Origin of the sequence: Paenibacillus sp. FSL R5-0407, from assembly GCF_038009185.1 — a bacterium.
Classification (GTDB): Bacteria; Bacillota; Bacilli; order Paenibacillales; family Paenibacillaceae; genus Fontibacillus; species Fontibacillus vini.
The window spans coordinates 256,152-279,934 of sequence record NZ_JBBPAX010000001.1 but is presented as its reverse complement, the minus strand read 5'-3'; the positions used below and the strand labels follow the sequence as shown (position 1 = coordinate 279,934).

Below are 23,783 nucleotides of genomic sequence, written 5' to 3'. Positions count from 1 at the left end.
CGTAAGGGCATTGCCCCTTCGCTCACGCTTTTTTTAAAAAATAACGATACCTGCCACAGCGGCCAGCAAAATCACACCAAAGGGATGGACCTTGTATTTGGTCACTAAGGTGAGGCACCCGGCACAGATCAGCAGCGTCCCGGCCATAGACCAGCTCAACAGAGATTCGCTCCGCCCGCTAAGACCGAAGTGGATCGCGGCGTAAATAATTAACCCCGTCACAACCGGACGCAATCCGTAAAACGACGATTTGACCAAATCATTGTTCTGCAATCTTATGAAGGAAGCCGTTAAAATAATTACGATAATTAAGGATGGCAAAATGATGCCGACCGTGGCCGCCACGGCCCCCAAAAAACCGCTTTGCGAGTATCCGATCAATGTGGCGGTATTCGTCGCAATGGAGCCGGGTGCCATACCCGCCAAAGATACGATCTCCTGAAACTCTCCGGCCTCCACCCAACCTTTGCCTGCCACCTCCCGCTGAATTAGCGTCATTACCGCATAGCCACCTCCGAACGAAATGAGCCCAACCTTGATAAAAACCAAAAACAACTGCCACAACATGCGATGATCACCCTTCAGATGTAGTATTCCGGGAAATGCAACTCCCGTTTCTCTTCGGTCTGCTCCTTTTCCGTTTTTACGAACATCCCTTTACTTCGCTTGAACAAGACGATAGCTATCCCGGCAATCGGACCGCCAAGGATTAGATAGAAAGAATGAATTCCCGTAAATAACAGAAGAATTACCGCAGAGGCCGCAATGATCAGCGTGGCGGTATCCAGAACGGATGATTTCCACATCTTGAAGGCTGCTAAAATAATTAAAGAAATGACCGCGGCATGAATGCCTTTCAGCGCGGCTTCCACCTTTGCGTTATCTTTAAAAATGACACTAAGAAAACTTAGCAGAAAAACAATGAAAAAAGTAGGCAGCGTTATCGCCGTTACAGCAGCCACCGCCCCCAGTACACCTCCGAGACGATAGCCGATAAATGCGGCGCAGTTCACCGCAACTCCCCCGGGAGCTGAGCCCGAGACGGACACCATGTCTCCCATTTCCTTTTCATCCATCCATCGCCTCTTACAAACGATCTCCTGTTCGATCGTGGCGATCATCGCATATCCTCCCCCAAAAGTGGAAGGACCGATTTTCAGAAAGACACCAAAAATATTAAAGATTAGTTTCATTTGCCGGGTAACCGTATGGTTCATCCCATTTCACCCTCTATTGTCTCGTTATGCTCATCTATAAGAAGCTATTAGCATTATAGCACATTAATTTCATTTTGGATTAAAGTTTTAGCCTACAATTGTAAATAATCCGATAAAACCTCATAATAGGTCTATATAATATAGATTTTAGCCCGAGAAAATTCCATTTTGATATTATGTCGACTATTCTGATGATATTAGCTGGAAATAACTTATTGATGCCGTTATACTTGTGATATCCCGACTAATTAACTTGGAAATGGAGAAAGTACATATGATGCCTCATTCCAATTCTTCGATAAAAAAACAGGTTTACGATCGGATTTCCTATCTCGGGACCGTCTCCAAGGCCGATTTGTTGACTCATTTTTCTTTGACCAGCAGCAGCATGACCCGCCTGCTAGATGAAATGTCCTCACAAGGTTTGATCGTTGTCTCCGGACTGGGCAGTTCCACTGGCGGGAGAAAGCCGATTCTTTTCCAGACCAATCCGAAATACCGTTATATATTCGGTTTGGAAATATCCCGCATTTACTCCACGCTCGGCTTATATGACATGCACCTCAATACCATATCCGTGACCCGCTGGAAAATGGACGGCACTATGACGCCCGAGCGGCTAGTTTCACATGTCACGAATGGAGCTCGGAGATTTCTCTCCGAGCACGGAATTTCGACTAGCGACGTTCTAGGCATAGGAATCGGCGCGGTTGGCCCGCTGGATCAAAAGAAAGGAATCATTCTTGAACCGGAATTATTCCCGGCTCCATCCTGGACAAACGTCCCGATTTGCGAAATGCTGAGGGAGTCGCTGGGGATTCCGGCCAAACTCGACAATGGTGCAAACACGGCCCTAATCGGTGAACATTGGGCGCTCCGGACCGAAAACATCCAGCACGCCCTCTACGTCCACGCAGGGGTTACCATTCGTTCGGCCATGATGTCAGGCGGGCAAATTCTTCGGGGTGCTGTCGATACCGAAGGGGCGGTCGGCCAAATGATCATTCAGGCTAACGGGCCAAGACTTAGCGGCAAAGGCAACTACGGGGCATTGGAAGCATTCGTGTCGGTACCGTCCCTTGAGGAGCGTGTCCGCACGCAGTTGAAAATAGGACGCAGCAGCCTGCTGTCCGGCCTTTCTCCGGAGCAGGTCAACTTTGCCACCTTGGTCGACGCCCTTTCGCAAGGCGATCTTCTGGTCACGGAACAATTTAAAGAAACGGCAGCTTACTTGGGGATTGGACTGGCTAACCTGATTAATGCCCTGCATCCGGAGTACGTGATTTTAGGAGGGCCTCTCGTCAGCGCGCATCAACTGGTCTTGGATGTCTCGCTGGAGGTCGCCAAGAAGAACATTTACCACTTTCCGGAATACAGCCCGGTCTTTACTCAGGGCGTGCTTACCGATGAGGCAGTAGCCACCGGAGCGGCCATTATGATTCTTCAGTCATGGGAAGGAAACTAAGGTCATCAAGCATTTACTTGTACTGGTAAGCCGAGCAGTGCATACACCCGGCTGCTTGCCCTGCCAGGTTAGTGCTAGAGCATGGACGGAAATGCCTTTCATGAGAAACTTCATGGTCGTTCCATGCAGGATATGGTATATTGTGGTTAAACGGGTTCAATTTTTATGTTTTGTTGTGAAACCGGTTTCCCTAACCTAATGCCGGGAGGAATGCTCATGAAAGTTACGATCCAAGATATTGCAAAGGCAGCCAACGTAGCGAAATCCACCGTATCGAAAGTACTTAACGATTCTCCGAAGATCTCCAAGGAGACCAAAACCAGAGTACGGGAGATCATGGAGCAAATGAACTACACACCCAGCAGCATCGCAACGCGCTTGGCTAAGCGGAGTAGTCATAATATAGGGATGCTCATTGATATGGCCCGGGAGAGCGAGTATATGAACCCGTTCTTCCTTAATATCATATCCGGTATCGAGAGCGTCATCGGCCCGATGAAGTACGAATTGACGATTGCCAATATGCAGCAGGACGACCCGGAACGTAACGTAATAAACCGGCTTGTCCGTAGCGGACGCATCGACGGATTGATTGCTAACAATGCTATTATGAGCGAAGATATGGTCAAGACATTGAACAGCCTCGACTTCCCTTTCGTGACGATCGGTGAATTTCATTCCTTGCCTGTACCATGGGCGGACTATGATAATGCCGAAGGGGGCCGGATGCTTACCGGTCATTTACTTGATGAAGGCTATCGCGACATCGCTTTTATCGGAGGGGAACCGTTAGAGAGAATCTTCACCAAACGCCACCAAGGATACAGGCAAGCCCTGCTGGAAGCCGGAATACCGTATCGGGAAGACCGCACCATTCACGGTGTAGCCGATGAGAATCACGGCTATCAAGCCGTGCTGGAATTGCTAAGAAGCGATCATCCGCCGGACTCGCTCGTGTGCATGAACAATTACTCCGCCTTTGGGGCACTAAAGGCAATTCAACAAGCGGGTATAGCCATCCCCCGTGAAATTGGTATTGCGACGTTTGACGATTATCCGTTCTCGCCGCATACGAATCCGCCGCTTACAAGCCTTTTCATCGATACATTCCAGTTGGGCGCTACGGCGGGCAGAATGCTGATCGAAGTAATGAACCAACCTGACCTTCCTTATCCTTCCTTACTTCTTCAACCAAAACTTAATATACGGGAATCAACCCTCAAAAGAAAAGCCGGACTGGAGTGAGACTCCTGTCCGGCTCTTTCTTTCCTTTATTACTATAAATCCTTCCAACGAGCGACGGTAACCGGGATGGTCTGCGCGCCTCCGGACGGGCTCAGCGTCCGATTATTGACGTCAGCCCCATTGGCTCCAACTTCTACGCTTGTCCATGAGCCCCTTGTAAATTTGTATTGAACCGCCGTCCCCGTCGGCCAGTTCAACGTAATGCTATAAGTTCCGTCGCTCTCCTTCGTCAACTGATATGCAGGATCGGCCGCATTCCAGCTGTTAAAGCTGCCGGAGATATACACCGGACTGTCAACCGGTGTGTTCGTCGGCACTGATACCCGGAACGTCACACTGTCCGCTTGCGGTTCGCCCGGGCTCAAATTCCCGTTCACCAGGCTCGACGGTCCGCTTCCAAAGTGATAATTATTTCCTCCATTATTGTCCCACGAGCCCGCTCCGTTATTGAACGCTGCCGTCAATCCCGTAGCTGAGCCAAGATCAATCGTGGCGACGCTGTAGCCGGCGAACGGTGAAGAACTCATTTGCACGCCCGGTGCCGTCGTCCAGGTCGTAGATCCGTCCAGTTTGTAATGAATGTATTTGGAGGAGAACGAATCGTTCTTGTAGTAGATCGTTGCCGTATTCCCCGCTTGAGTCGTGACGGTAGCGGCCGCGCTCTCAGCAGATACATTACCCGCCGCATCGTAGGCCTTCACCGTGTAATTGTAAGTTGTGTTTCCAGCCAAGCCAGTATCACTATAGCTTGTTGTAGCCGTAGTTCCGACCTTCGTGCCGTTGCGGTACACTTCGTATCCGGTCACCGCCACGTCGTCCGTTGACGCCGTCCACGTTACGGTTGCTGAAGTACCGGATGCCGTCGCGCTCACGTTTTGCGGCACGCTCGGGGCGTTCCCATCAACGATTGGCCCTCCCGCCGTGATATGGCCGGTCGGGGTGTATGTCCATGTGCCCACGCCGAAAAGATAGTTTTGCGAATTGTTGCTGTCCCACGTTCCGGCGCCATTATTGAAGCAGGCTTCCAACTGGGTAGCCGTACCGATGTTGATCGTGATTTTGTTATAGCCCGCATATTCTGAGGCTGGAATCGGTACGCCCGGAGCCGTCGTCCATGTTCCTCCTGCCGGACGATAATGAATATACGGTGTCGTAAAGCCTTGTTTATAATAGATCGTCACATTATTGCCTGCTGCCGTCGTAACAAGCGCTGCTGCACTGAACGCCGACAAGTTGCCCGCCGCATCGTAAGCCTTCACCGTATAGGAGTAAGACGTACTTGCCGCTAGCCCCGTATCCGTATAAGAAGTTGTAGCCGTAGTTCCAACCTTGACCCCATTTCTGTAAACTTCATAGCCTGTGACGGCGACATTGTCACTCGACGCGCTCCATGTAATGGTTGCTGAAGAAGACGAAGATGCAGTAGCGCTCACATTCTGCGGCACGCTCGGCGCCTCCGTGTCCGGTGCTCCCGTCTTAACCGTTGCCGGTGGCGAGCTGGCTGCGGACTTGTTGCCCGCGGCATCATAAGCCTTTACCGTATAGGAGTATGTCGTATTTACCGACAGGCCGCTATCGATATAAGAAGTGCCGTTCGCCGTTCCGACCTTGACGCCGTCCCGGTAAACTTCATAGCCGGTAACCCCGACATTGTCGCTCGATGCTGTCCAGGTTAGCTTCACGCTAGTAGAGCTTTGAACGGTTGCCGTGACATTACCCGGAACTGTCGGAGCTGTCGTGTCCGATTGCACCTTCGCATATATTTTGGACGAGTTGGCTCCGATGCTGACCGTAATCTGCTTGCCCGTCACTCCCCCGGAGGCCACGGTTACCGTGTCGGAAGTATTGAGCTGATTCACCAGCACAGTTCCGACAGCAAGCGTGCTTTCGGCGCGAAGCGGGATCGTCACCGTCTGTGTACCGCTGGAAGCGTTACTGAAGACGGAAATGACCTCTTGACCCGTGTTGGCACCACTATCCATGCGGCGGGAGAAGGCGTACAGATTCTGAGCCGACCACATTTCACGCTGGGTGCCTTTGCGCAGAGCCTCGTGATTTTTGCGAATCTGATTTAGCTTCGCCACATATTTATAGGTGCTCGTATTTTCGTTGAAATAGTCTTGAATGACATTGCCGTTGGCGTCGCGCTTCACCATAGACCAGCGGTTCCACGTATCGGCGATGCCTCCGGTAATAATGGAGCCGTTGCCGTTCCCCTTGTTCTGCTCGGTACCTTGGAAGACCACAGGTACACCGCGTACCGTAAAGATAAAGGTCAGCGCGTTTTGTAATTTTTCGACGCTTCCTCCCGCTTCGGTCAAGAACCGGTTACGGTCGTGGTTGTCGATGAACGTTACCATATGATTGGCGTTGCCGTTATAGTATGAGTCCTGAGCCAATGTGCTCTTGATGTTGGATTCGAAAGACTGACCGTAAGCGAAGCTGTTCAGAACCGAGAAGAACAGCGGGAAGTCGAGCATTCCCCATTCTTTGTTCTGGCCTACCCAGCGCGAGACGAATTCCGCGTTGCCGTCGAAATTTTCCCCGAACGTATTCACGCCGAGCAAGTTCTGCAGTTCGCCGATGTCCGTCGGCTTTATCAGCTTCGCCGCATCCACGCGTGCTCCGTCGGCTCCCGTATAATCGAACCAGCCTTTAATCGAACCAAAGATGGCGGATTTGGCCGCAGGCACGTCGAAGTCAATATCGTCGAGTCCGGCCAAGTCGTGATTCTCGATGTAGTCCTGGGCCCATTGTGTGTAGTTGCCGTCAACGAGCGACCAGTCGATATCCCCGTTGTGATGATACCAGGAAGGATTATTGAATGGAGCTGCCGGCTGCAGGCTCGGAATGTCATAGTAAGCTTGTGTCCCGAGCATGTAGTCACCGACATGGTTCGGCACGACGTCGATGATGACCTTGATCCCGAGCGCGTGCGCGCTGTCCACGAGTTCCTTCAGCTTTTCCTTCGTACCGAAGTATGGATTCGCGGCGTTGGGATCCTTCACGTTGTAACCGTGATAAGCCGTGTTGCGGCCGGTTCCGTTATTGTCCCGGTTCGTCATCTGCGGCTCGGCGACAGGAGAAATCCAGATTGCCGTATAGCCCATGTTGTGAATATACGGAAGCTTATCAATAACTCCCTGCCAATCCCCGCCCTTCATGTAGCGGAAATCTTCCTCGCCGTTCTCGGCATACCGGATGGCAGCTCCCGTGGCATTGTTCGACTTATCACCGTCGTGGAACCTGTCCACCATGATTTGATAGATGGTGTCGTTCTCATCCACGGTGCCAATACTTGCGGCGTGCGCTTGTTTCGGTGCAACAATGAACGCATTCACGGTAATCGACAGGAACATGATGGCGACCATAAAGATTTGAGTTAAGCGACGCTTATTAATCATCAATTTAATCCCTCCTTTGATTTATAAAGCGCTTACAAAAGGTAGTTCGTCTCTCTTCCCGTTACTCTTATCTGCCAACCTGCCACTGTTGTATGCTACTGTTTGTCCGGCTGAGAACTCCGGCTTTCCGATTTTATTCCTTTCGCGAACCTTACGCTTCCGCTCAGCTCCTTCCAGGTTCATATAATTTCACCACAAAGGGAAACCGGTTTTCCAACAAGAAAATATCATGATTTTGCGTTGTTGTCAATATATGGATTATTAAAAGCTTTTTCCAAACTTCTCCTCTGATCTTGTCGTCCAGCGCTCCGTAAATGTCATAAATGTCTTGATCCGTCGGGACATTTCCTTCAAGAAAAGGGCAATTCACCTTCCGTTCTTGCGGAAGAAAAACAAAAAAACTCCAGATTTCTCTGGAGTTTAGCATGTTATGTATGGTGCGGTCGAGAGGACTCGAACCTCCACGGGGGTTAGCCCACACGGACCTGAACCGTGCGCGTCTGCCAATTCCGCCACGACCGCATGTTGTCTGACTTGCAGGAAAGTGTTTTCCGCAGCGACAAGATATAATATACCACGCCGGTTATTTCGAGTCAACAGAAATTTTGTTCAAGCACTTTTAATCTCATGGGAATCGGGTTAAAATAGGAACACAAGTTCCCTTTAGAGATTTAATATGTATACAAAGGTGGTGTTCAAATGAAGGTTCCCGGCATGACGGAAGAAGAATTGGTGCTAATTCGAAGCGTAATTCTACTCCTAATCACCCGACGTATTTTGCAGCGTGATGCCCGTGTTTTAAAAGAATGCAGCACTTTGAGGAATCCAGAACTTTATACAGATATGATCCATATCGCAGAACAACGCGCATGTTTGATTCAGGAAGAGATTGGGGCGGAGCTCCAACAACTCGGAATCACATTAATCGGACTACGCCAGGACGATCACGGGGTTGAAGCCGAATATCTCTGCAGAGAATATCGTGGTCACATGAAAATATCGTGGCAAGCTCTCCAGAGGGAAACTTCTTTCCGGATCCGAGCCTATTTAGGAAGCGCTGGGGTTCCTCTTCCAATGTGATCAACAAGTCGTCGTTCTGATCGTAAAAAAAACACCCCTACAGACCAATATTTTCATCTGCAGGGGCACCTTGAACCGGTAATTTATATATTTTCATTACGGCTTCCTTCGGTAAACACATTAGTATCTTGCCACGGCGCTAGTTAATCGGAGTTTCCCCCAAGGCTTCCTGAACCCGGATCACGCCCTGAGACAAAGCATTTCCGGCCAGTGCCGCCGAGGCGACGGCTACGGTCTCCAGAAGCTCCGCTTCGGACGCTCCTTTGGATTTGGCTTCAGAGGCGTGATAATACGTGCACACTTCATTGTTTGTGGACAACGCAATGCCTAGGGCAATGAGTTGCTTCGTCTTTGCATCCAGCACTCCGTCGCCAAAGCTTTCTCCGGTAAAGGCATGGTAAGCCTCCGTCGCACCGGGAACCGCTTCTCCGTAATGACTGATCTGATCTTTATAAGCCTTGATTTTGTCGTTGACGAGTGACATAAGGTATTAGCTTCCTTTCTGCAGGAGATTAACTTCCTACCTTACGTTGTCCCGCCATGCCAAAAATATGCTATTCCTCCGGCAAAACCCTCGGTTCCCGGGAAGGACGGTAGCTATAGCTCCGGTCCAGCTTGACTACATTCCGGTTCGGTCTTCGAATCAATACATGAGTTTCATCCCACGCGACGACAATGCCCCGGATATCGTTCTCGGGGATCGCGTCCCTCACAACGCGCACCTTTTCCCCGGACAGTCTATATTCATTCAACTCTTCATCGGAAATCATTGAAATCACCGCCTTATAAGAAACTTACATTCATTATCTTAACAAAAAAAGACTCCGCAGCAAACTGACGGAGTCCTTGAATATTCCATACTTTCTATCCGGCATCACTTAGTCTCATCAAGAACCGACCGACCAGCCTGCGGCTAATTGTGATACACCCTTAACGCTGAGCATGCTCCTTGCTGTCGTTCTTCTCAAACCAGAAATCAAGCACTTTCGCGGACATGACCCGTTGCTGCAAGTAAACAACCTGCTGCGGACTGAACTCCTCTTTCCAGGCAACACCGAGTTCCTCGCACAGCCCCGCGATCGTCAGCAGTTGTGACCAGGCCACGTAGCGCTTATACCAGAAGAACTGGGGATGCTCAAGCATATAGGGATAAAGGTCATCAAATTCCGTATGTTTGCAATCCAGGGCACGCTCGAAAGTCACCTTGGCTTCGGACAATTTTGAAATAAAAAATTCCGCGTTCACTACAGATTCATTCCCCATTTTGTAAGCCTCCTCTCCCTAGTAATCCTCATTATAACGAAAAAAAAGAGGCCTGCAAAGAACTGTTGCAAAATTGGAACCAATTAATTTTCATGTTTTCGTTCTAGTCCGCGAAAATGATGTCTCCGCCCTCCAGCGAAGCGATTTTAGCGAGCGACTCCAAACGCACTCCCTGCTCGCGCAACGCATTCGCACCGAGCTGGAAGCATTTTTCGACCACGATACCTGCGCCGACCAACGTTGCTCCGGAACGTTCAATGATTTTCACGAGACCTCTTGCTGCATCTCCATTAGCGATAATGTCGTCGATGAACAGAATCCGGTCATCCGGCGAAATAAATTCCCGGGAAATCAATATATCCGTCACGATGCCCTTCGTAAACGAAGGAACCCGTTCGCATAGCATGTCCGGTTCAGCGAGCAGCGTTTTTTTGCGGCGGGCAAATACCAGCGGCACCCCAAGCTCATAGGCCGTAGCAAAAGCGACGGCAATTCCTGAGGATTCAACCGTAACTACCCGGGTTACGCCGTCATCCCGGAACCGTTCCGCAAATTGTTTGCCCATTTCCATCGTCAGCGCCGGATCGACCTGGTGATTCAACAGCGCATCCAGCTTCAATACCTGATCCGATACGACCACGCCCTGCTCCACGATTGCTTGTTTCAATTTCTCCATTCCATTTCCTCCCGAACTAGATCTCATTTAGAGTTTGAGTCATGTCCCGTTCCCGGACAACATACCTTGTACTATATATAGCACATCGGCCGGGGGGAAAACCATGAAAAATGCCGTAAAAGTTATGCAAATCGCTTTCACTTATATCGGCACCGTCGTCGGCGCCGGCTTTGCTACAGGCCAGGAAATACTCCAGTTTTTTACCCGATACGGCAAATGGGCGGCCTTGACCATCCTCCTGTCAACGGTTCTGTTCATTTGGCTGGGCACCAAAATGATGCTGCTGGCGAGACAAATCAAAGCGGAATCGTATGAGGATCTCAACCGCAAGCTATTCGGCGACCGGATCGGCCAAAGTCTAAGCCTGTTTACCATGGTTGTTCTGATCGGCGTCAACAGCGTGATGCTGGCTGGAGCCGGATCGGTATTTATGGAGCATTTCGGAATGCATTATCAGATCGGCTTGTGGATTACACTCATTTGTACCTATCTGTTGCTTGGACGAGGCATCGGGGGCGTTATGAAGCTGAATTCCATTGTCGTTCCCATGATGCTGACCTTGTCGCTGGCCATCATTTTCAATACCGCGGGCTCCCCGGGGGCGTCGCGGTTCTTCACCATTACCACAGATGCTCCTTTGCTCGCCGCCTGGGCCTCACCGCTGATGTATACCGCCTTTAATTTGTCGATGGCCCAAGCCGTGCTGGTCCCGATCGGCAGCCATACGGAGAGCCGCAGAACCATCGTTTGGGGCGGCATTCTCGGCGGTGCGGGCGTCGGGTTTATGCTGATGGCGGGACATTTCGCCCTCTCGGCCTACATGCCCGGCATCGTCCAGTTCGAAATTCCAATGGGCAGCATCGCCCAACAGCTAGGCACCCTCATTCAGCTCATTTATATCGTTCTCATTTTTATGGAGATCTTCAGTACGTTCGTCGCCGATGTATACGGGGTAACCCTCCAATTGAAGCAACGCCTGAAAATCTCTCCGAAACTGATCTCCATCAGTATTCTGATCATCTGCTATCTGACAAGCCAGTTCGGATTCAGCGCGCTCTTGTCTATCCTCTATCCCGCGTTTGGTTTGTTCAGCCTGCTCTGGGCGGTCATGTTAGGATTGTATCGGTCAAACGATAGATCGTAGCATCCGGCCGCACAATGCGCTCTTTACGCGGATTAAGACATCTCAATGATTTGCGCTCCCGGAAACTGGGCTTTAACGCTATCAACCACATGAGCATGGCATGTCATCATGATCACTTGGTGCCGCTCCGAAATTCGCTTCAGCACCGACAAAGTGCCTTCCATGCGAGCCGCATCGAAATTCACAAACAAGTCGTCAAGCAGGACGGGCATCGCGGCTTGGCCCGACACAGCGCCAGAGAGAGCCAGCCTCATGGCCAGATACAATTGTTCGGCCGTGCCGCGGCTTAAGTACGAGCTGCTGATCGGGCCATGATCCCGGTGTTCCGCCATCAATTCCTGGCTTCCCATCTTCATCAGGATGCGCCGGTAAGTCCCGCCGGTCATTTCCGCCAAATAGGCTGACGCGGCCTGAAGAACCTGAGGCTGGCGCTCTTCCTCGTAAATTTTGCGGACACGCGTAATCAACTCGTTGCATACCGCCATGACCGCGTAGCGGTCAACCGCCCCGTCCAGCGCGGCCTGCTGTTCCGCTAGCTGTTGCTGCAGATCCTCCTGAAGGCCCCTTGTCTCCAGGCTCTCTTGCTCTTGCAGCAGCCGGCCTCGCCGTTCTTGCAGCTGCCTGCGCTCGGCTTCTGCTTCCTCGAGCTTCATCCTAGCCGCTTCCGCGGACCGTGTCAGTATTTCCTCCTCCTGACCGCGCAGCAACTCCTCCAATTCAACCCGCTGAGGCTCACTCATCGAACTGAACAGCACAAGCTCCGCTTGTCGCAGCTCGGACTGAAGCTGCTGCTTTCGCTCCGCTTCGGCCCCGTAGCGCAAATATGCTTCTCCATCTGCCGCTCCACTTTCCTCGAGCAGGTGGCGCTCGGCGGCCTGAACCGCTTCCTGCCGATCCATGTTTCGTCCAAGCTCCTCTTCCAAAGGGATTCGCTTGTCCGCAAGCCGCTCGCGCCTTGCCTTCAAGTCAAGCTGAATTTCCAGCTCGGCCAGAGCTCTGCGCAGCTCGGAGGAAGCGTTCCAGACAGGGGATCCATTCCGATCTCCGGTCCATTCCCGGCAATCCCTTTCGAATGCATCGGCCGCTTCCTGCAAAGCGGTCATCTTGAGGGACAGAGAATCCAGCCGTCCGAGCCAATCCCGGCCTTGCTCGGCGAGCCGGAACACATCCAGCGCCGCCTCCGGGGACAGCTCGCCGTGTAAATGCCGCTCCTGCAGCCATTCTTCCCATTCCTGCGAGAGCCCGGCAAGATGGGATTCCCTTCGGGACATTTCTCGCTCCAATCCTTCCAGTTCCCGCGCTTTTCCTTCCGCCTTAAACCGGCAATCCTCGGCTGCCGTTTCCAAAGCTTCATGCCGCTGATCCCACAGCTGCCAATTCTCCATCAGCTTGCGGAGCCCGCGTTCCTCCTCTTCCAATGCCTGAGGCTCGACGTCGACCCAGCCGGCATCTACACGCCCCGCAGCCGACAGAGGGTGCGTGATAAGCCGGGGCAACAGCTCCCGCAGTCTCCGCTCATCCGGTGAGGACGATAGGGGCGCCTCGCCGTGAATGCTGCGGCGACGCATTCTCCTGCCATCCGCTTGATTCCGGCTTCCTGACAATAAACCGGATGCCAGATACACATCGAAGCCCAAGAGGACAATTCCGCCGAGCAAAGCGCTCCAGCCGGATTTCGTCGTGAACCACAGCGCAGCGGGGAGCAATATCGTCAGGATAGCCGTCCCGGCCAGCAACCGGCCGTACAGGGAACGAACACGCGCTTGTGCAGCCGCCTCCGCTTCCGCCGCTCGCCGGTCCTCCTGCCGGGAAGCCGCCGCTGCCCGCCAGCGGTCAAGCAGCACGCTGATCTCGTTCCACAACTCCCGGATCTGCAATCGCTCCGCCGGGACCAGGTCCGCAAATTGACGGCGTCCGGCCTCCTTGCTCTCCTCAAGCCGCTGGGCAGCCTGAATATATGCGGACTTCAGACCAGCCGCTTCGCGTTCGAGCTTGTACCGCTCATTGTGAAGCATGTCCATTTCCTTGTCATAAGCATGAAAACGGCTCATATACTGCCGCACCGTCTCCCGCTCACCCACGGTTCCCGCAAAAGCCCGCAGCCGCTCTGCCGTCCAGTCGGCATGAATGCTCCGTAAAACCTGGTCCAGCTTGCCCTGCATCTGCTCCGCTTCCGCCCGGAGCCCGGCGAGGTCCTGCAGTCCGCTCTCATACGAAGGCTGCCGACCGGCCAAAGCGCGAAGTCCAGCCTCCCGTTCAAGCACACCCGGTTGTAAAGCGAGAGCCTTTTCCTCGCTTTGCAGCGCGGCGATTCTCCTTCTCAACTCGCCTGACTCAAGCCGCAGGCGTTCTTTCTCCTCCTGCAAGCTCTGCCAGCGGGACAGCCCCTGCTCAGGAAAAAGACTACGCTCCGGCAGCCCGTCCAGCTCGCCCCGCAGCGCCTCCAGCCTGATCCAATCCGGCCGGCTGGAGGCCGCCTTCTTCAGGAGAGAGGCCGTCCGTCCTCGTTCGGACAGTGCCGCTTCGACCGTTGCCAAACCGGCGTCGACCTCCTTAAGCTCCCGGAGCACCTCCTGATAGCGCGGAAGCAGCGATTTGGCCGCGCCGGCCTGGCGCTCGAGCCGTTCCACGGCTTGCAGGATCTGCGCTATCTCCTGGTTCCGTCCCCGCGGCCGGTACAGCTTGTCCATTTCCTGGACAAGCTTCTTCTCGCCGCGCAGGACGGCGGCGCCTCCGCCGATCCCCGCGTGGAACAGGAAGCGGCTCATCTCCTCCGATTGAAGCGCCGACACCTCTTGCAGCTCCGTAAGGGAGACCGCGAACAGCTGACGGAACATTTCCTTGGACATGCCGCCAAGCAGCTCGCGCTGCATCTCCTCCTGAGACAGCTCAAGGAGCTGCCCGTCCGCGCCGGTGCGGGTAATCCGCAGCCGGTCCCCCCGTGCGCCCGATAGGCCGGCTCCTTCCGGTGGCTGGGCGTAGCGCTCGATCAGCCAGCGCTTTCCGTCGTCGCCGGAAACGGCAAGCATTCCGCCGTGCGTTCCACCGCCGACCGGTTCATACCGTTGCGGTCCGTACGTCCGCGAGGGGATACCAAATAGCATGGCCCGGACAAAGCCCAGCAGCGTGCTCTTCCCGGCTTCGTTCGGGCCGTATAGCACGGTTACCGGACCACCGAGCTCCACCTGAAGGCCATGCAAATGGCCAAATCCGCTAACTTGCAGCTTCTCCAATCGCATCAGGGGTTCCCTCCCTTAGGTCCCTCTTCGGTCAGCAGGGAGGAGGCCAGCTCCTGAGCCCGCTGTAACAAATCCAGCCGCTCTTCGGAACCCAGCGATTTCATCAGTCCGCGCAAATAACGGTGCTCCTGGAGAGGCGCAAGCGCGGAATCCACCAGTGAATCCCTCAGTTCCGGCCTCATCTCGGCCTCGTCCGCCAGCCTCAGCAGTTCGCCGAGGAAGCTGTCCTCCTGGACCAATTGGCTCCTGTCAAAATCCACGCCCGTCTTTACCTTAAAACCGACGGGCCACACCACACCATGAAGAGCCGACGACGGATCGTCCTCCATCCGCATGCTCTCCCGGCGCTGCAGCTCCAGCAGCAAATCAGCGCATTCCCGGCCTGATTGGAGCATATGATGCAGCGGTCCGCGTCCGGTAAACGTAAACCGGATAATACCGGTTTTGCCGCCCGCCGGATCCCTCGATTCCTCCAGCAGTTCTTCCACCCGCTCCTTCCAGGCCTCTTCCGTGGACAGATCTCCGATCGGCACTTCCAGTTCGGTCCACCGGACATGGTCCAGCTCGCGGAAATGGAGAATGGCTTCTCCGTCCTCCGGGACATCCACGATATAACAGCCCTTCGGCCCTGTTTCTTTTAAACTTCGGCCCTGCAGATTGCCTGGGTATACCACCCATGGGGACATACTAAGTACCTGACGCTTGTGAATATGCCCAAGCGCCCAGTAATCATAGCCAGAGTCCCGCAAATCCTTCAGCGAGCAAGGGGAATAGGCATCGTGGCCTTCCTGTCCGTCCACGTTGGCATGCAGAAGCGCAATATGAAAGAGAGCGGAATCGGGATCCCGCCGAAAAAGAAGCGATGTATTCTCCGTTACCGATGCCGTCGGATAGGATATCCCGCTAACCACCGCGACAGGTTGTCCGTCGCTGCGCCGTCGTGCCGTAACGCTTTCAGGCCGGCTGCCTCCGAAGACCGTCACATTAGACGGGCTGGAGAGGCGCATCCGGCTGCTGCTTAGCGGATCATGGTTCCCATGGATGATGTACACCGGAATTCCGTGCCGCTCTAACTTATCCCATGCTTCCTTGAGCCGCAGTTGGGCCCGGAGCGAGGAATCCGACGCATCATATATATCGCCGCTGACCACCAGGAAATCCGCCGCTTCGGACACGGCAAGGTCCACCAAATCGCCGAGCGCGGCGAAGGTGGACTCCCGAATATGGCTGCGCAGCCGGTCCGGCAACCCGGTCATTCCCGAGAACGGGGTGTCCAGATGCAGATCGGCCGCATGAATAAATCGAAATGCTGGCATATAATTCACTCTTTCATCGGTCAAATTGCAAATACAGTTTTTTCAGCTCGTGAACTACCCGATTCAGGGAATAATGGTTTTTCGCATAATCCGATCCCGACCGGGCCAACTCATAGCGATAGGCGGGATCGACGATGACCTTCTCCAGTGCGTCTGCCAAACGGACGGGATCCTCAGGCGGTACCAGCAGCCCGTTCGAGCCGTCTACGATTTGCTCCGCAATCCCGCCGACCTCAGAGCCTACGAGGGCCAGCGAGCAAAGCGCAGCCTCCGCAAATACCGACCCGAACGCCTCCGCACGGGAAGGAAGCACAAATATATCGAAAAAGGGCATAAATTCTTCGGGATGCAGCGTATATCCATAAAAAATCGTCTCATCATAAATGCCGAGCCGTTGGGCCAATTCTTCCAGTTCCTTGCGGATCGGACCGTCGCCGATAATATGCAGGACATAATTCAGCCCTCTCGACTTGAGCTCGGAACAAGCCTGCAGCAGGATATCGAGCCCTTTTGCAGGGACGAGACGGCACACAGTAACCAATTGTGCGACTTCATTCTCATGCGGCACCGGTTTGAACCGTTTCTCATCGAAACCGTTCGGGATAATGCCAATATTTTCAGGCTGAGTCACATAGGGACTTAAATAATCGCGAAAAGAGCGGGAGACCGTATACATTCTGTCAGTTTTGTGCTCCATCTCTTTATATAGGGAAGTAAGAAACCGGTGTTCGAGGCCGTTCTCCTCTATCCGTCCGTTCAGAATCAATTCCCGCTCATAGCTGGAATGAATGCTCTGAATCACCGGCGTTTCCGGAAAAACCTCTTTCATCGCCAAACCCGCGATCGGGTGATGGGCATGGATCAGATCATAGGAGCGTTGAAGCCGCAGCCTCGTCCACCAGAGATAATCACGGTACGTTTGAACATATTTTTGCACGATCGGGCTCTCTTCAAATTCATGCCAATCGAACGTTTGAAATTCGACGGGACCGCTGCCTTTGGAGCGAATCCGCTTGGGCAGCGAGAACAGCTCCATCTCCCAATGGGGAGCCTTGAACCGCTCTTGCAGATAAGGAATCATCGACGATACGCCCCCCGGCTGTTCCGGAGGAAAAAACAAAGCTTGCAGCAATTTCATAAGGGTTCTCCTTTGCTTCTCTTTCTAGTTTGCGGATGAACCGCTTGCTTCTCCATTATGCCATAGGCAGGACGGAACATCCATTCCCCTTTTGAGAATAAAAAAGGTTATGTTAAACTGCGAAAGTAACATTTCTTGTAAAAGATCAAGATTCAAAAAGTCAGGTTTCCAGGACCGAGAAGGTTGGAAGAAGATAGGGACTGAGTAGCGGAGCGTACATTAGGTACGTGAGCAACGGAAGGCCCGGCTGAATTCAAGATTCGACGTCGAATCCGCTTCATGATCTGCTTCGTCCTGGAAAGATGACTTTTTGAACAACCTTTAAAAAGGAGCATATCGCCGATGACCAAGCCAACCCTGCCTGACGCATTTCGCGCCCAGGTCTCAGCTATGCTGGGGGAAGCCGATAGTAAGTCGTTTTTCCGCAGTTACGAAGCTCAGCGGACCTACGGGCTACGCTTCAACACCTTGAAACTGAGCCCCGATTCGGCCGCAGTCGGAGAAATATCGGGGCTGTTCGGGCTTCGTCCAGTGCCGTGGTGCGATTCGGGCTACTATTATGAGGGCAACAACCGCCCAGGCAAGCATCCGTATCATGCGGCCGGACTTTATTATATTCAGGAGCCCTCGGCCATGTCGGCCGTTGAACTGTTAAATCCTCAGCCCGGTGAAACCATATTGGACCTGGCGGCCGCCCCCGGCGGTAAAACAACGCAAATCGCCGCCAAAATGAAGGGCGAAGGGCTGCTGATCAGCAATGAAATCCATCCGCAGCGCGCACGGATTCTCGCCGAGAATGTGGAGCGCATGGGGATCCGAGGAACCGTGGTTACCAACGCAACCCCGGCAGAGCTTTCCTCCCGCTTTCCGCTCACGTTTGACCGCATTATGCTGGATGCCCCATGCTCCGGAGAGGGTATGTTCCGCAAAGACCCTGATGCCGTAGAAGAATGGTCTCCGGACGCAGTGGAGCTATGCGCCGCGCGTCAATGGGATATCCTGCGTGACGCGGTCGCCATGCTGAAGCCGGGCGGCAAGCTGGCTTATTCCACCTGCACCTTCAACCGGCGCGAAAATGAAGACACGATCTCCCGTTTACTGACGGAGTATCCCTTCCTCAAGCTGAGCGCCGAGAAACGAATTTGGCCGCATCTCCAGGAAGGCGAAGGCCATTATGTTGCCTTGCTGGAACGAACCGCCGACGGGGCGGTGGCCGAGAACTCGCTGCAGGCGGAGCCTGGGCGAGACAAGGACAGCAAGAAGCGTTCCGAGCGTGCAGGCAGCCGCCATCGCGCCGGACAAGGCGGCAAGTCCGCCGGCGGCCGCGATACCGCTGCTGCCTTGGACGCGTTCCGCGCCTTTGCCGCGGACGAGCTTCCCGGCTTCGCCGCGGACGGCGAGCCGATCCTGTTCGGCGAAGCGCTGTACCTGCTGCCCCGCAGCGAGGGGCTCGCCTTGAATGCGGAGCGTCTCACCGGCCTAAAGATTCCGCGTGCCGGTCTCCAGCTCGGCGAGTATCACAAGGGCCGGTTTATGCCCGCACACGCACTGGCCATGGCGTCAAGCGCCGCCGGTGACGATGCCGTCCGCGTCTGGACACTCGCGGCGGACTCACCTTCCGTCACCGCCTATCTCCACGGGGAAACGCTCCCCGTACCTGAAGATTTGCGCGGCTGGTGCCTGGTCGCCATCGCCTGCGGCGGGGAGTGCTTCCCGCTCGGCTGGGGCAAGGCGAGCGGTGGCCAGCTCAAAAATCACCTGCCCAAAGGCCTGCGGTGGCCCGGATAATCGGCTTTGAATCGCATTCTCAACATAAAAATGACGGCGCGAAGATTTATCATCTCTGCACCGTCATTTTTATTTGAATTTAATACCGCTATACATATGTCATTCGGAATGGGTACCCGTTTTCCCGGTTTTCAGGTTATAAGTAAACACTTTAATCGGCTTATTGTCGAACGGACTGTCGTAACTGAACAGAAGGTTTCCGGTCGAAGTATCTTCGCCCAGATACCCCAGGATATCTCCATGGTAAGGGACATCATTGTTCCGGGCGTAGTCCAGATCATCGCCTGTCAACACCTTATCGTACATTTCCACCTTCGTGTTGTTTTTCAGGTCAATAACCGTAACAAATCCACTTCGGTTCGGCCTGACGACCAGATAATCCTTGCCCGCTCCCAGAACCGCATAGTTCTCATCTTTGCCGGCCAAGGTAGGCAGATCATATTTCTCAACCTCTTTGCCTTCGGAATCGAACACGCTCAGCGTCCTGCCGTCCGTCAGCAAAGTACGCTCAACATACTCATTCTTTGCCTCGTCCAAATATTGATAGTAAATCTCATTTTCTTCATAACGCTGGAAATAGCTTGCTTTCTTTTGGCTCACGATGGCGTTGTTACGCACGAGAACTCCATATACGTCGTAATTGATATGAGGCTCTCCGTGATTATCCATAATCGTCAACAGCATATTTCCATTGCTTGTCATAAACATATTCAGCGATATCAATTCCTTGAAATCCGCATCCACTTTTCCGACCTTAACCGGGGCTTGTTCATATGGGTGGGCAATATAAAGTTCTCCGGTTCCCCGCTTCAACCAAATGTTGCTGTTGACCCCAATCCCCTTCACGATTTCATTCGATTGGGAAATGCTTACCGTTTGTGTCTTGGCATTCCATTTAACATCAGCTCCGGTCGCTTCGGACAAAAAGCGCAGCGGAACATAAATCCTTCCATTGACCAAACCGAGCGGCGCCGTCAAGGTTTTCGCTTTGCCGTTCACAGTCGCTTTCTCTGAGCCGTAATTCAGTTTAACCGTCAACTCCGGATAAGTCATCGTCACTGTTTTGGAAGAGGAGTTCCAGAATACAACGCTCCCGAGCAGCTCTCCAATATCCCGCAATGGCAAATAAACCGTGCCTTTTTTGATGTAGGGAGCAGAATTCGGCTGAAATTCATCGCCGTTCATAGTGACCTTTATCCCGCTTGAGACTTGAGCAAGAGAACCGCTTGCCGACGCCGGAGATGAGAACGGAAGCGAACCGGCGATCGTGACGGCCAGGGCGGCAATGGACACCATGGCGTGAATTTTTGATTTGAATACCATCGAGCAATACCTCCATTATGAAAATTAGGAAACCCAACCCATACACACATTAATATGACGTTTCAACCTCGCAAGAAGTTCCGGAAACCTCCAATTTTCTTGAATGGCAGTGAGCCAATTAGGCAATTAGAGGGACAGGAGGCAAGGCCATATCCTAATTCCGTAACAAAGAGGACTTCTGTCCATACCGTCTACCACGCTTTGCATACTATACGATATCCCGCATTACGACGGGATCAACATTCGTAAAACAAGGGAGGAATAACAATGGGTGAAATTTATGGCGGCGGCTTCACTTCGACAGGAGCTATTTTGGTACTTTTCATCTTGCTGGTTATCGTTTCCCGTGCCTGGGTCCTGTAACGCACAGACCACCTGAGATTGAAAAACCGCCGGAGCTTATGGCTCGGCGGTCTTTTTTTTAGTTACCTGCTATCGCTGATTATTTAACGGACTCCTCAAGGCAATATTTTTCCAAGGCCAGCTTGACCCCTTCTTCATTGTTGGATGCCGTCACTGCATTTGCCGCCGCTTTAACCTCGAGCGGGGAATTATCCATAGCCACGCCGAGTCCGGCAAAGGTCAACATCGTTAAATCGTTGTAATAATTGCCGATCGCCATCACTTCTTCCGCCGGGATGCCGCGTTTTTCGGCCAGTTTTTTCAGAGCTGCGCCCTTTGACGCTTCTTTATGCATGATATCGATAAAAAAGTCGCCGCTCCGCAAAACGTTAAACTCCTGAGGCCAAAGATTCCAGTCCGCATGTATCGCATCCAGTTGCTGCATTTCCGCCGTAATCGTCATTTTCACGATCGGTTCCTTGAAATCGGCCCATTCCGGAAGATCCTTCGGTTCCATCATATAGAGATGGTACATATCGAGCGCTTCCTTGCTGAGACCCGACGCCCCCTGTACATACAAAGAAAATGTGGTGTTGACGTCATAATGCACGCCTTTCTCGCGGCAATAATCAATATACCGGTCCAGCCCTTTAGGGTCCAAGGCGAATTCATGCACGATCTCCTCGGTTTGCACATCAACGGTTGCAGCTCCGTTATGGGTTATTACATACCCTTTTAAGCCCATTTCCCGCATAAAAGGAATCGAGTTGACCGGAGCGCGCCCGGTGCAAAGCACAAATTCCGTCCCCTGCTCCGCAATCCGCTTGATCGTTTCCGCCGTTCCCGGCGACAGTTCATGGTCATCATTCAAAAGAGTACCGTCGACATCCAGAGCAATCAGTTTGTATTTCATCTCTAAACTCCTTCGTGCATGATCCCAGCGCAGGGCACCCCCTGTCACGCCGCTCAAATCATGTTCTGTTTATTTTTATAGGAACGCAGCGACTCCAATTCCTGCCCGGTCAACTCGCGGAATTCACCGATCGGCAGCTCTTCATCCAGCAAGAGCGGGCCCATCGATATCCGCTTCAGATAGGTCACCTTCGAGCCAACAGCCTCAAGCATCCGTTTGACCTGATGGAATTTCCCCTCCGAGATCGTGAGGAAGATTCGCGTTCTTGCCTGACCATCCTCATAGGTGCCATGCTCAGCCACTTCCATTCGGGCCGGCAACGTTACATATCCGTCGTCCAGTTCAACGCCTGCGGCGAACAATTCGGCTTCACGATCCCCGATCCGGCCTACACAGTCGGCTAAATACGTTTTGGGTACATGCTTTCTCGGAGAGAGCAGATCATGTGCGAGCTGCCCGTCATTCGTCAAAAGCAGCAATCCTTCGGTATCCTTATCTAACCGTCCGACCGGGAAGGGCGAAAACACCCGAAAATCCACGGGCAGCAAGTCCAACACCGTTCTCTCGCGCAAGTCCTCGGTCGCCGAGATTACACCCGGCGGTTTGTGCAGCATAATATAAACAAATTCCCGGTAAAAAATCTTCTCTCCGTCAACCTCGATCACATCCGTGTTCGGGTTGCTCTGGATTCCGCTGTCCTTGACCACGGTACCATTGAGCGAAATTCTTCCCTGCTTCACCATTTTCTTAATGTCGGAGCGGGAACCGTATCCCAAATTACCGAGGATCTTATCGATGCGTTGCGTCTTTTTTCCTTCACTCATAGACTTAGTTCCACCTCCAGCCAACAGATGTATTGTAACATAAACATGCAAAATGCAGCCGCTCCTGGGGAGTAGCTGCATCTTTCCGATTCCGCATGAATCAATTCCGTTGTTTATTGGCTTCACGCGCTTCATGCTTGGCTCCCCGGCGGGGGCCGCGCTGCTGCGGAATATTCGGCGCGATATGCGGAGACGCTTGCTCTACCGCCTGGATCAGAATGGGGTCCCGCAACTCGATGCTCAGGTCATAATAATCAAACGGCTCCCGGTCATAATTCTCCAGCCTGCCCGCATAGACCTCCGCCTCGCTTCTTAAGCGGCCAAGATCGATCCCAAGCGCGTCTGCGGGATACGGCGCAAGCCGTTCCGTTGCGGAGCGCAGCATCTTTCTCCCGCCCGTGACGTTACCGTTCCGGAAATGATACAAACCGACCGCTACCTGAAGCAGCCCTTTATACAGCGGCTCCCTGTCCAGCTTAAGCCAGAGTTCTTCCAGCACCTCATGGCACTCGAAATAATCCCGGTCCCGATTAAAATAGATCAGGTAAGCCACGTACAGCGGCTCATAGCTCATCTCCGGGCTCCTCCACTTTTTTGGAAGCCTTGATCAAGCCTTTGACCCCGGCGAGCAGATCCTTCATCCCTTCCATATCATGGTTTTGCCACAAGCGGTCAAACCGCTCCTGCGCATCGATCGCTTCGGAAACGAGATGGTAAAAATACAACTGATGAATCGCTGCAAGCAACTGGGAGACGATATTCGAATTGTCCTCGAAGCTCTTCTGCGCGATCAGAATCTCCTGACGGATGCTGGACATTTCATTATCCAGTACATTCGCCGCCTCGGCAGCCTTCTTCAGACGCTTCCTCATCTCATCAGGAAGACTCTCTTTAAATTTATAGTTCAGGGAATGTTCAATCGTCGCCCAGAAATTCATCGCCAGTGTCCGGATTTGGATTTCGGCGAGCACGTTTTTTTGGCCGAGCGCCGTCTGTACCGGGTATTCCACGATCATATGGAAGCTGCGATATCCGCTTTCCTTGTAGTTCGTAATGTAATCTTTCTCATACAGTACGGTCAGATCCTTGCGCAGTCGGATATATTGCGCTACGCGGCGGATGTCCTCCACGAACTGGCACATGATCCGAATACCTGCGATATCCTCGATCCCCGTCTCCAGATCGTCCATCGAGACGTCCAATCTTTTAGCCTTATCGAGAATGCTTGAAATCTTCTTGACCCTGCCGGTCACAAATTCAATTGGAGCGTATTCCTCACGCTTCTTCAACTCGGACCGCATCGTTTTGAATTTAACCTTCAGTTCCTCAACCGTTTGCTCGTAAGGAAGCAAAAAAGTTCCCCAATCTCTATTGTCCATTGCGTGTGCCTCCTGTCTTCTCTGCTG

The 23,783-nt window shown here is 52.9% G+C and carries 21 protein-coding genes, 1 tRNA gene and 1 pseudogene; 6 read left to right on the top strand and 17 right to left on the bottom strand.

Going from position 1 to position 23,783, the window contains the following annotated elements; translation table 11 throughout:
- Positions 1-33: 33 nt before the first annotated feature.
- Both NYE70_RS01350 and NYE70_RS01345 read right to left on the bottom strand, forming a co-directional pair.
- The gene (locus NYE70_RS01350) at positions 34-567 is read right to left on the bottom strand and encodes a chromate transporter (RefSeq protein WP_211021116.1); all 534 of its coding nucleotides are present in this window, start codon (positions 565-567) and stop codon (positions 34-36) included.
- A 14-nt stretch (positions 568-581) separates the two neighbouring features.
- Positions 582-1,217 carry a chromate transporter gene (locus NYE70_RS01345; protein WP_211021115.1) on the bottom strand — a complete coding sequence of 212 codons (636 nt, stop codon included), beginning with the start codon at positions 1,215-1,217 and terminating at the stop codon, positions 582-584.
- Positions 1,218-1,491: 274 nt separating this feature from the next.
- On the opposite strand from NYE70_RS01345, the gene NYE70_RS01340 reads away from it, so the two are divergent.
- Together NYE70_RS01340 and NYE70_RS01335 are read left to right on the top strand one after the other, a co-directional pair.
- Entirely contained in the window at positions 1,492-2,682 is a 1,191-nt protein-coding gene (locus NYE70_RS01340; RefSeq protein WP_341047483.1) for an ROK family protein, read from the top strand.
- 216 nt (positions 2,683-2,898) lie between these two features.
- A complete protein-coding gene (locus NYE70_RS01335; protein WP_290407468.1) occupies positions 2,899-3,927 on the top strand; it encodes a LacI family DNA-binding transcriptional regulator in 1,029 nt (342 codons plus the stop codon).
- A 32-nt stretch (positions 3,928-3,959) separates the two neighbouring features.
- Here NYE70_RS01335 and NYE70_RS25970 read toward each other — a convergent pair whose 3' ends face one another.
- The 3 genes and pseudogenes from NYE70_RS25970 to NYE70_RS01325 all read right to left on the bottom strand — a co-directional run bounded on the left by NYE70_RS25970 (position 3,960) and on the right by NYE70_RS01325 (position 7,853).
- Entirely contained in the window at positions 3,960-5,909 is a 1,950-nt protein-coding gene (locus NYE70_RS25970; protein WP_445323823.1) for a carbohydrate binding domain-containing protein, read from the bottom strand.
- Between the two features lie 63 nt (positions 5,910-5,972).
- A pseudogene (locus NYE70_RS25965) lies at positions 5,973-7,184 on the bottom strand (alpha-amylase family glycosyl hydrolase); the annotation flags it as partial.
- 582 nt (positions 7,185-7,766) lie between these two features.
- A tRNA-Leu gene (locus NYE70_RS01325) sits at positions 7,767-7,853 on the bottom strand.
- A 177-nt stretch (positions 7,854-8,030) separates the two neighbouring features.
- On the opposite strand from NYE70_RS01325, the gene NYE70_RS01320 reads away from it, so the two are divergent.
- The gene (locus tag NYE70_RS01320; RefSeq protein ID WP_341044778.1) at positions 8,031-8,411 is read left to right on the top strand and encodes a hypothetical protein; all 381 of its coding nucleotides are present in this window, start codon (positions 8,031-8,033) and stop codon (positions 8,409-8,411) included.
- A 139-nt stretch (positions 8,412-8,550) separates the two neighbouring features.
- Here NYE70_RS01320 and NYE70_RS01315 read toward each other — a convergent pair whose 3' ends face one another.
- The 4 genes from NYE70_RS01315 to NYE70_RS01300 form a co-directional block, all read right to left on the bottom strand.
- Complete coding sequence (locus NYE70_RS01315) at positions 8,551-8,895, bottom strand: carboxymuconolactone decarboxylase family protein (RefSeq protein WP_211021112.1); 345 nt, start codon at positions 8,893-8,895, stop codon at positions 8,551-8,553.
- A gap of 70 nt (positions 8,896-8,965) precedes the next feature.
- A complete protein-coding gene (locus tag NYE70_RS01310; protein WP_211021111.1) occupies positions 8,966-9,181 on the bottom strand; it encodes a hypothetical protein in 216 nt (71 codons plus the stop codon).
- A 160-nt stretch (positions 9,182-9,341) separates the two neighbouring features.
- Positions 9,342-9,674, bottom strand: a complete 333-nt coding sequence (locus tag NYE70_RS01305; RefSeq protein ID WP_211021110.1) for a hypothetical protein — start codon at positions 9,672-9,674, stop codon at positions 9,342-9,344.
- Between the two features lie 103 nt (positions 9,675-9,777).
- Positions 9,778-10,350: a xanthine phosphoribosyltransferase gene (locus NYE70_RS01300; protein ID WP_211021109.1), complete on the bottom strand. Its 573-nt coding sequence runs from the start codon at positions 10,348-10,350 to the stop codon at positions 9,778-9,780.
- 103 nt (positions 10,351-10,453) lie between these two features.
- Here NYE70_RS01300 and NYE70_RS01295 point away from each other — a divergent pair, with 103 nt between their 5' ends.
- Entirely contained in the window at positions 10,454-11,494 is a 1,041-nt protein-coding gene (locus NYE70_RS01295) for a YkvI family membrane protein (RefSeq protein ID WP_341044777.1), read from the top strand.
- 32 nt (positions 11,495-11,526) lie between these two features.
- On the opposite strand, the gene NYE70_RS01290 is transcribed toward NYE70_RS01295, so the two are convergent.
- The 3 genes from NYE70_RS01290 to NYE70_RS01280 are packed head-to-tail and all read right to left on the bottom strand — an operon-like array spanning position 11,527 to position 17,187.
- Entirely contained in the window at positions 11,527-14,733 is a 3,207-nt protein-coding gene (locus NYE70_RS01290; RefSeq protein WP_341044776.1) for an AAA family ATPase, read from the bottom strand.
- The gene (locus NYE70_RS01285) at positions 14,733-16,049 is read right to left on the bottom strand and encodes a metallophosphoesterase family protein (RefSeq protein WP_341044775.1); all 1,317 of its coding nucleotides are present in this window, start codon (positions 16,047-16,049) and stop codon (positions 14,733-14,735) included. Before NYE70_RS01285 ends, NYE70_RS01290 begins: the two co-directional genes overlap by 1 nt.
- Before the next feature lie 13 nt (positions 16,050-16,062).
- Positions 16,063-17,187, bottom strand: a complete 1,125-nt coding sequence (locus NYE70_RS01280) for a glycosyltransferase family 4 protein (protein ID WP_211021105.1) — start codon at positions 17,185-17,187, stop codon at positions 16,063-16,065.
- Between the two features lie 342 nt (positions 17,188-17,529).
- Between NYE70_RS01280 and NYE70_RS01275 the strand changes: the two genes are divergently transcribed.
- The gene (locus NYE70_RS01275; protein WP_341044774.1) at positions 17,530-18,975 is read left to right on the top strand and encodes an RsmB/NOP family class I SAM-dependent RNA methyltransferase; all 1,446 of its coding nucleotides are present in this window, start codon (positions 17,530-17,532) and stop codon (positions 18,973-18,975) included.
- Positions 18,976-19,074: 99 nt separating this feature from the next.
- Here the strand turns inward: NYE70_RS01275 and NYE70_RS01270 are convergent, their stop codons facing one another.
- Complete coding sequence (locus NYE70_RS01270; RefSeq protein WP_213654805.1) at positions 19,075-20,298, bottom strand: copper amine oxidase N-terminal domain-containing protein; 1,224 nt, start codon at positions 20,296-20,298, stop codon at positions 19,075-19,077.
- Between the two features lie 267 nt (positions 20,299-20,565).
- On the opposite strand from NYE70_RS01270, the gene NYE70_RS01265 reads away from it, so the two are divergent.
- Positions 20,566-20,661, top strand: coding sequence for a YjcZ family sporulation protein (locus NYE70_RS01265; protein ID WP_211021102.1), 96 nt, complete (start codon positions 20,566-20,568; stop codon positions 20,659-20,661).
- A gap of 79 nt (positions 20,662-20,740) precedes the next feature.
- On the opposite strand, the gene NYE70_RS01260 is transcribed toward NYE70_RS01265, so the two are convergent.
- The 4 genes from NYE70_RS01260 to NYE70_RS01245 form a co-directional block, all read right to left on the bottom strand.
- Positions 20,741-21,553, bottom strand: coding sequence for a Cof-type HAD-IIB family hydrolase (locus NYE70_RS01260; RefSeq protein ID WP_211021101.1), 813 nt, complete (start codon positions 21,551-21,553; stop codon positions 20,741-20,743).
- Positions 21,554-21,606: 53 nt separating this feature from the next.
- Positions 21,607-22,377: a pseudouridine synthase gene (locus NYE70_RS01255; RefSeq protein WP_211021100.1), complete on the bottom strand. Its 771-nt coding sequence runs from the start codon at positions 22,375-22,377 to the stop codon at positions 21,607-21,609.
- A gap of 100 nt (positions 22,378-22,477) precedes the next feature.
- Entirely contained in the window at positions 22,478-22,951 is a 474-nt protein-coding gene (locus NYE70_RS01250) for a DUF309 domain-containing protein (RefSeq protein WP_211021099.1), read from the bottom strand.
- Positions 22,941-23,756: a GTP pyrophosphokinase gene (locus tag NYE70_RS01245; protein WP_211021098.1), complete on the bottom strand. Its 816-nt coding sequence runs from the start codon at positions 23,754-23,756 to the stop codon at positions 22,941-22,943. Before NYE70_RS01245 ends, NYE70_RS01250 begins: the two co-directional genes overlap by 11 nt.
- Between the last annotated feature and the right edge of the window lie 27 nt (positions 23,757-23,783).